At 73.5% G+C, this 7081-nt stretch carries 7 protein-coding genes and 1 pseudogene; 5 read left to right on the forward strand and 3 right to left on the reverse strand.

Features of this window, described 5'->3' with window-relative positions; translation table 11 throughout:
• The coding region (locus H5J30_RS12640; RefSeq protein ID WP_181787532.1) for a hypothetical protein at nucleotides 1-1236 on the forward strand (1236 nt) is incomplete at its 5' end.
• Nucleotides 1237-1385: 149 nt separating this feature from the next.
• Here the strand turns inward: H5J30_RS12640 and H5J30_RS12645 are convergent.
• Complete coding sequence (locus H5J30_RS12645) at nucleotides 1386-2138, reverse strand: SDR family NAD(P)-dependent oxidoreductase (RefSeq protein WP_181787533.1); 753 nt, start codon at nucleotides 2136-2138, stop codon at nucleotides 1386-1388.
• Between the two features lie 80 nt (nucleotides 2139-2218).
• On the opposite strand from H5J30_RS12645, the pseudogene H5J30_RS12650 reads away from it, so the two are divergent.
• Nucleotides 2219-2809: pseudogene (locus H5J30_RS12650) on the forward strand (cupin domain-containing protein); the annotation flags it as partial.
• Between the two features lie 253 nt (nucleotides 2810-3062).
• Here the strand turns inward: H5J30_RS12650 and ligD are convergent.
• Nucleotides 3063-4073, reverse strand: a complete 1011-nt coding sequence (ligD, locus tag H5J30_RS12655) for a non-homologous end-joining DNA ligase (RefSeq protein WP_181787534.1) — start codon at nucleotides 4071-4073, stop codon at nucleotides 3063-3065.
• Nucleotides 4074-4122: 49 nt separating this feature from the next.
• On the opposite strand from ligD, the gene H5J30_RS12660 reads away from it, so the two are divergent.
• Together H5J30_RS12660 and H5J30_RS12665 are read left to right on the forward strand one after the other, a co-directional pair.
• A complete protein-coding gene (locus H5J30_RS12660) occupies nucleotides 4123-5217 on the forward strand; it encodes an ATP-dependent DNA ligase (RefSeq protein ID WP_181787535.1) in 1095 nt (364 codons plus the stop codon).
• A 95-nt stretch (nucleotides 5218-5312) separates the two neighbouring features.
• A complete protein-coding gene (locus tag H5J30_RS12665; protein ID WP_018840834.1) occupies nucleotides 5313-5798 on the forward strand; it encodes a hypothetical protein in 486 nt (161 codons plus the stop codon).
• A 29-nt stretch (nucleotides 5799-5827) separates the two neighbouring features.
• On the opposite strand, the gene H5J30_RS12670 is transcribed toward H5J30_RS12665, so the two are convergent.
• A complete protein-coding gene (locus H5J30_RS12670) occupies nucleotides 5828-6373 on the reverse strand; it encodes a type 1 glutamine amidotransferase domain-containing protein (protein WP_181787536.1) in 546 nt (181 codons plus the stop codon).
• A gap of 240 nt (nucleotides 6374-6613) precedes the next feature.
• Here H5J30_RS12670 and H5J30_RS12675 point away from each other — a divergent pair.
• On the forward strand, nucleotides 6614-7081 hold a 468-nt coding region (locus tag H5J30_RS12675; RefSeq protein WP_181787537.1), incomplete at its 3' end, for an alcohol dehydrogenase catalytic domain-containing protein.

Consider the following 7081-nt stretch of genomic DNA (forward strand, 5'->3'; position numbering starts at 1 on the left):
GCGGACGCCGCGCGGCTGCGCGCGATCCTGGCCAACGCCAACCGCCACGCGCTGACGACCTGGTACGACGAGCGCTTCGCGGACCAGGGCGACGAGGGCCTGCTCGACCTCGGCGGCACCACCGAGCACTACGTGCGCCCCGTCGCCGCCGAGGCGTTCGCGCTCGCCGCCGCGCTGGCCACCGGCGCGTACGACGCGCGGCGCACCGGCGTCGCCGAGCCGCGGGCCCGCGCGATCGCCGTGCGCCTGCTGACCTCGGTGGCCGGGCACCACCGCGCCACCGAGGCGGGCGGCTGGGGCGACGAGTGGCAGAGCGCGCTGTGGGCGGCGATGGGCGGGTTCGCGGGCTGGCTGCTCTGGGACGACCTGGCGCCCGCGGAGCGGGAGCGGGTGCGCGCGATGACCGAGTACGAGGCGGACCGCTTCCGCGGCTACGACGTCCCGTACTGGAAGGACCGCGACGGCGTCGAGCAGACCCCCGGCGACAGCAAGGCCGAGGAGAACTCCTGGAACGCGATGCTGCTCCAGGTCGCCACCGCGATGATGCCAGGCCACCGCAACGCGCCGGCCTGGCGGCAGGCGAACCTGGAGCTGATGGTCTCCGCCTTCGCCCGCCCCTCCGACCTCGGCAGCCGGGAGGTGCTGCACGGCAGGCCGGTGTCCCGCTGGGTCGACGGCTGGAACGCCGAGGAGGACGGCCTCGTCGTCAACCACGGCATCGTCCACCCCGACTACATGGCCACCGCCGTGCAGAACACCCACGCCGTCCTCACCTCGGCGCTCGCCGGCCGGGCCGCGCCGCGCGCCGCACTGCACAACTTCGACGTCGTCTACGCCGCCCTCGCCGACCGGGAGTTCGCCAGCCCGCCGTACGCGGCGCCGGGCGGGACGATGTACGTGCGCGGCTCGGACGAGATCTACTTCCCGCAGGGCACGAGTTGGGGCCCGTCGCGGCGGATGGACTTCGTGGCGATGGACGTGGTGGCGCGCGAGCTGCGGCTCGACGGCCGGGCGAGCACCTCCGGCGCGTACTGGGAGCGGCTGCACGCGGGCCGGGCGCTGGCGATGCAGCAGCGCCACGCGGACGGCCGGACGTACGCGCCGGAGGACGCGGACCCGTACCAGGGGCGGGAGGAGTGGGTGGCGATGCACGCGGGCTGGGCGTATCTGACGCGCTGGCTGGTGCACCAGGACGCGGTCCGGATCACGAACAGGGCGTACCCGGGCGGCGGGTGAGGACCGGGGCCCCGGATACGGGGCCGGGGGCGGCGACTTGAGGCCGCCCCTGCTGATCCCGCGGCGCGGCGGGACTCCCGAGGAGGCGCGCGCTGCCCGCCGGCCGCCGCACGGTCCCGGCGATCGTGCCGGCCGGGTGCGGTGCCCGCTCAGATCTGGTTTGCGCCGCCGTCGACGTAGATGTTCGCGCCGACGACGTAGCTGCTCTGTTCCGAGGCCAGGAAGGCCACGACGGCGGCGGCCTCCTCGGGCCGGCCCATACGGCCCTTGGCCACGGTCGCGGCGACGTTCTCCTTGACGGCCCGGGCGCTCTCCTCGCCGCCGAAGGCGGCGGTGCTCCCGGGCGTCTCGATCCACGCCGGCGAGAGGGCGTTGACCCGGATGCCGCGGCCCTTGAGTTCGTTGGACCACGTCCGCGCGAAGGACCGGACGGCCGCCTTCGACGCCGCGTACGCGCCGAACGCCTCCACTCCGCGGTCGCCGGCCGGCGAACCGACCAGGACGATCGAGGCGCCGTCGTTGAGCAGCGGCAACGCCTTCTGCACGGTGAACAGCGTGCCTTTGACGTTGACGGCGAAGGTCTGGTCGAAGTGCTCCTCGGTGGTCTGCTCCAGCGTCACGAACGAGCCGACCGCCGCGTTCGCCACGAGCACGTCCAGCCCCTCGCCGCGGGCCCGGACCGCCGCGTAGAGCCGGTCCAGGTCGGCCGCCGTGGAGATGTCGCCGGCCACCGCCGCGGCCCGGTCCGCTCCGATGGTGTTGACGGCGGCCTCCAGTTGGGCCTCGCGCCGCCCGGTGACGAACACGTACGAGCCCTCGTCCGCCAGCCGTACGGCGGTGGCCAGACCGATACCGGTGCCGCCCCCGGTGACCACCGACGTCCTGCCTTCCAGCTGTCCCATGCGGGTGTCTCCCTCGCCTTCTCGATGCCGATCCCTTCGACATCGATACTGCGGGAGATCGGAGATACTATCCATGATGCATGGTCCTCCATTCTTTACGTATCGTCCAGGAGGTGTCCTCGGTGCTCGGCTTTCGGGATCCAGTGGCCGACGCGATCGGCCTGCTCCGGCCCCGCACGGTGATCGCGCCCGGCCTCCGGGCCGCGGGAGAGTGGGCGTTGCTCTTCGACACGTTCCCGCACGTGCGGATCGGGGGCCTCGTGCGCGGCACGTGCTGGCTGGTCCTCGACGGGCGCGAGCCGGTACTCCTGCGGGAGGGCGACACCTTCATGCTGGGCAACCCCCCGCCCTACGTGCTGGCCGGCGCGCTCGACGCGAGCCCGCGCCCCGCGGAGCAGGTGTGGGCGGGCGCCGAGGACGGGTTCGTGCGGATCGGCCCCGAGTCCGAGGAGGACCTCCACCTGTGCGTCGGGCACATCGGGTTCGACGACAGGAACGCGGCCCTCCTGACCGATCTCCTGCCGCCCCTCCTGATCGTCCGCGCGGACGATCCCCACGGCAGGCGGCTCGGGCAGCTGATCGATCTCCTGGCCACCGAGGTCGGGATCGCCGCCGCCGGCGGCCCGCTGGTGCAGAACCACCTCGCGCAGATCCTGCTCGTGCACATGCTGCGCGCCCACGCCGGGCGGACGGACCGGCCCACCGGCTGGCTGGGCGCCCTGAACGAGGACGGCATCGGTGCCGCCCTGCGCGCGGTGCACGCGGACGTGGCCCACTCCTGGAGCCTCAAGGAGCTGGCCGGGATCAGCCACATGTCGCGTTCCGCGTTCGCCCATGCCTTCAAGAGCCACGTCGGGGTCCCGCCGTTGGAGTACCTGATCCAGTGGCGCATGAGCCCCGTGCTGCCGACGCCGCGGCCCCGCGTCACTCCTCCGGGCGCGCCCGGCTGGGCTGGACGCGCTTCGGCTCGCCCGCCATCTTCGGGTGGTCCGGCGGGTAGGGCATGTCGCCCTGCCCGTGGTCCTGCTCGTGGCGCTCGGACAGCTCCAGCAGCGAGGTGAGGTCGAAGGCGTGGTCGTCCATGTCCGCGTGCACGTCGCCGACCTCGGCGAAGCGTTTCGGCATGGTGACGAGGTCGAAGTCGTCCGGCTCGGCGTCGTCCACCTCCTCCCAGCGCAGCGGCGCGGAGACCGGCGCGTGCGGGTGGGGCCGCACGGAGTAGGCGGAGGCGATGGTGCGGTCGCGGGCCATCTGGTTGTAGTCGACGAAGACCTTCTCGCCGCGCTCCTCCTTCCACCACGCGGTGGTGACGTGCTCGGGCATCCGCCGCTCCAGCTCCCGCCCCGCGGCGATCACCGCGCGGCGCACCTGCACGAACGTCCAGCGCGGCGCGATCGGCACGAACAGGTGCATCCCCCGGCCGCCGGAGGTCTTCGGCCAGGCGGTGAGCCCGTGCTCGCCGAGGACGGCGCGCATCTCGTGCGCGGCGCGCACGGCGTCGGCGTAGTCGGTGCCCGGCTGCGGGTCGAGGTCGATGCGCAGTTCGTCGGGGTGCTCGGTGTCCCCGCGCCGCACCGGCCAGGGGTGGAACGTCAGCGTGCCGTACTGGGCCGCCCAGACGACCGCCGCCGGCTCGGTGGGGCACATCTCGTCCGCGTAGCGGCCGCTGGGGAAGGTGATGCGGGCCGTCGGGATCCAGTCGGGCGTGTTCTTGGGCGCCCGCTTCTGGAAGAAGGACTCACCGCTTATCCCTTCCGGATAGCGCTCAAGGGTCGTCGGCCGGTCCCGCAGCGCCCGTACGATGCCGTCGCCGACGGCGATGTAGTACTGCGCGAGGTCGAGCTTCGTGTAGCCCTTCGCCGGGAAGAAGACCCGGTCCGGGCTGGACAGCCGCACTGTTCTGTCGCCCGCCTGGAGCTGAATCGCTGCACCCATGTGCGCAACGGTAAGGCGGATGTCCGAATCCCGCCTTACCGTTGCGCACATGGATCTGCCGGTGATGCCCCCCGTGAAGCCGATGCTCGCCAAGCCGCAGAAGAAGCTCCCGCCCGGGATGCTCTACGAGGCGAAGTGGGACGGCTTCCGCGCCATCGTCTTCCGCGACGGCTCGGGCGACGGCGCCGTCGAGATCGGCAGCCGCACCGGCAAGCCGCTCACGCGCTACTTCCCCGAGCTGGTCGAGGCGCTGGAGGCGAACCTGCCCGAGCGGTGCGTCGTGGACGGCGAGATCGTCATCGTCCGCGGCGACCGGCTGGACTTCGACGCCCTCACCGAGCGCATCCACCCGGCCGAGTCGCGGGTGCGGATGCTCTCCGAACAGACGCCGGCGAGCTTCGTCGCGTTCGACCTGCTCGCGCTCGGCGACGACTCGCTGCTGGACACCCCCCAGTCCGAGCGGCGCGCGGCGCTGCTGCGCGCGCTGGCCGACGCCCGGGCGCCGGTGCACATCGCGCCGGCGACGCTGGACCTGGCGGTCGCCGAGGAGTGGTTCGAGCAGTTCGAGGGCGCCGGGCTCGACGGGATAATCGCCAAGCCGACCGGCCTGCCGTACCGGCAGAACGAGCGGGTGCTCGTCAAGGTCAAGCACGAGCGCACGGCCGACGTGGTGCTCGCGGGCTTCCGCTGGCACAAGTCGGGGCCCGTGGTCGGCTCCCTGCTGCTCGGCATCAACGACGACAAGGGCGTTCTCCAGCACGTGGGGGTGTGCGCGGCGTTCCCGATGAAGCGGCGGGCCGAGTTGGTCGAGGAGCTGGCGCCGCTGCGGATGGACACGCCGGAGGAGCAGGCGACGCACCCGTGGGCCGACTGGACGAAGGAGGACGCGCACGAGTCGGCGCGGTTGCCGGGGGCGCCGAGCCGGTGGAGCGGGCAGAAGGACCTGTCGTGGGTGCCGCTGCGGCCGGAGCGGGTGCTGGAGGTGGCGTACGACCACATGGAGAACGGGGCCCGCTTCCGGCACACCGCGCAGTTCCGCCGCTGGCGCCCGGACCGCACCCCCGAGAGCTGCACGTACGAGCAGCTGGAGGAGCCGGTGAAGTACGACCTGCACGAGGTGCTGGCCACCCGCGGGCAGGAGTAGCGAGCGGCGCCCCGGCAGCTGAACGGAACCATTCGGTCAGCCGGAGTTGGCCTTCCGGACCCGCCGCCTTCGCCGGCGCCCGGCACCATGTCTCCATGGATGCCACCGCCCTGGCGCGCTCGCTGTTAGAGCCCGTCCCCGCCCACCGCACCGCCGGCCTCACGGTGCTGCGCGCCATCGACGGCGCCGCCGAGGTCGCCGTCGAGGCCCCCGGAGTGCTCGGGAACGTCATCGGATCGCTGCACTCCAGCGGCCTGGCCACCCTCGTCGACGCGGCCGCGCTGGCCGCGATCCTCTCCGCCGGCGACGCGCCCGGCGAACTGGACGGCGTGCTGCCGCTCGGCGCCTCCGCCTCGTTCGAGTACCTGGCGCCCGCCCGCGGCCGGCTCATCGCGTCCTGCAAGCTCAGCTCGTCCGCCGCCCAGGTGCTGCGCCCCGTCCTCGCCGGTACCGCCGACCGAGCCCGCATCAGCACCCAGGGCGTCGTCACCGACGAGCGGCACGCGGTGGTGTGCCGCGGCGGGTTCGAGTGGAGCGTACGCCGCGTCACCCGGACCGCGCGGATCCGCCCCGGGGGCTGACGCCGCGCGGCCCGGCCCCGCCGCCCGGCTCAGCTCTGCGCGGCCTTGGCGAACTCCGCCAGGAACGCCTCGCCGAACGGCTTCAGGTCGCCGGGCTTGCGGCTGGTGACCAGCGTGTTGGGTCCGTCGGCGCAGATCTGGACCGGTACGTCGACCCAGGTGCCGCCCGCGTTGCGGATGTCCGTCTGCAGGCTCGGCCACGAGGTGAGCGTGCGCCCGCGGACGACGTCCGCCTCGACCAGCAGCCACGGCGCGTGGCAGATCGCCGCCACCGGCCGGCCCGTCCGGAAGAACTCCCGGGCGAAGGACACGGCGCCCGGGTCCGTCCGCAGGAAGTCGGGGTTGGCGACGCCGCCCGGCAGCACGAGCGCGTCGTACTCGGCGGCGGTGGCGTCGGCGACGACCTGGTCGATCTCGAAGGTGTCCGCCTTGTCCAGATGGTCGAACCCCTGTGCCCTCCCCGGCCGGGTGGAGACCAGCCGGGGGGTGTGGCCGGATTCCACGACTGCCTGCCACGGCTCGGTCAGCTCGATCTGTTCCACACCCTCGGGGGCGACGAGAAATGCGATGCGCATACGGGCACGTCCTTTCGGTGATCACGGTGTTCCACGAGCACGGTGCGTGCTGCCGATGATCACCTCCGGTCTCTTCCGGGGAGCGCGACCCGCGGGTACCCGGCGTGGCGTGATCGGACACCCCCGTGCCCGCAGCCGGGGCATCAGAGGTCGCACGGGAGTACACCGCCCGGCGCGTCGTGGACGGAGGGAACGGAGGGCCGCGAGGATGGAGGCATGGGAGCGACGCTGCCGGCGGTCATGCGGGCCTGGGCCGTCACCGCGAAGGGCCGGCTGGAGCCGGTGGAGCTGCCGGTGCCCGAGCCCGGGCCCGACGAACTGCTGGTCCGGGTGGAGGCGTGCGCGGTCTGCCGGACGGACCTGCACGTCCGCGACCACGACCTCCCGCCGCACAAGACACCCGTCGTCCCCGGCCACGAGGCGGTCGGGGAGGTCGTCGCGGCCGGCGCCGCCGCCGAGCGCCGCATCGGGTCCCGCGTCGGCATCCCCTGGCTGCGCCACACCTGCGGCCGCTGCCGGTGGTGCGAGCGGGGCCGCGAGAACCTGTGCCCCTCTTCGCGCTACACCGGCTGGGACGCGGACGGTGGCTACGCCCAGTACGCCGTGGTGCCCGCCCCGTACGCGTACGCGCTGCCCAAGGAGCCCGCCGCCGAGGACCTGGCGCCGCTGCTGTGCGCCGGGATCATCGGCTACCGCGCGCTGCGGCTG

This window comes from Streptomyces phytophilus (assembly GCF_013870535.1).
Lineage (GTDB): Bacteria > Actinomycetota > Actinomycetes > Streptomycetales > Streptomycetaceae > Streptomyces > Streptomyces phytophilus.

Coding starts and splice junctions, on each gene's coding strand:
- H5J30_RS12645 (WP_181787533.1), bottom strand. CDS start 2,138: ATGGGACAGCTGGAAGGCAGGACGTCGGTGGTCACCGGGGGCGGCACC.
- ligD (WP_181787534.1), bottom strand. CDS start 4,073: ATGGGTGCAGCGATTCAGCTCCAGGCGGGCGACAGAACAGTGCGGCTG.
- H5J30_RS12660 (WP_181787535.1), top strand. CDS start 4,123: ATGGATCTGCCGGTGATGCCCCCCGTGAAGCCGATGCTCGCCAAGCCG.
- H5J30_RS12665 (WP_018840834.1), top strand. CDS start 5,313: ATGGATGCCACCGCCCTGGCGCGCTCGCTGTTAGAGCCCGTCCCCGCC.
- H5J30_RS12670 (WP_181787536.1), bottom strand. CDS start 6,373: ATGCGCATCGCATTTCTCGTCGCCCCCGAGGGTGTGGAACAGATCGAG.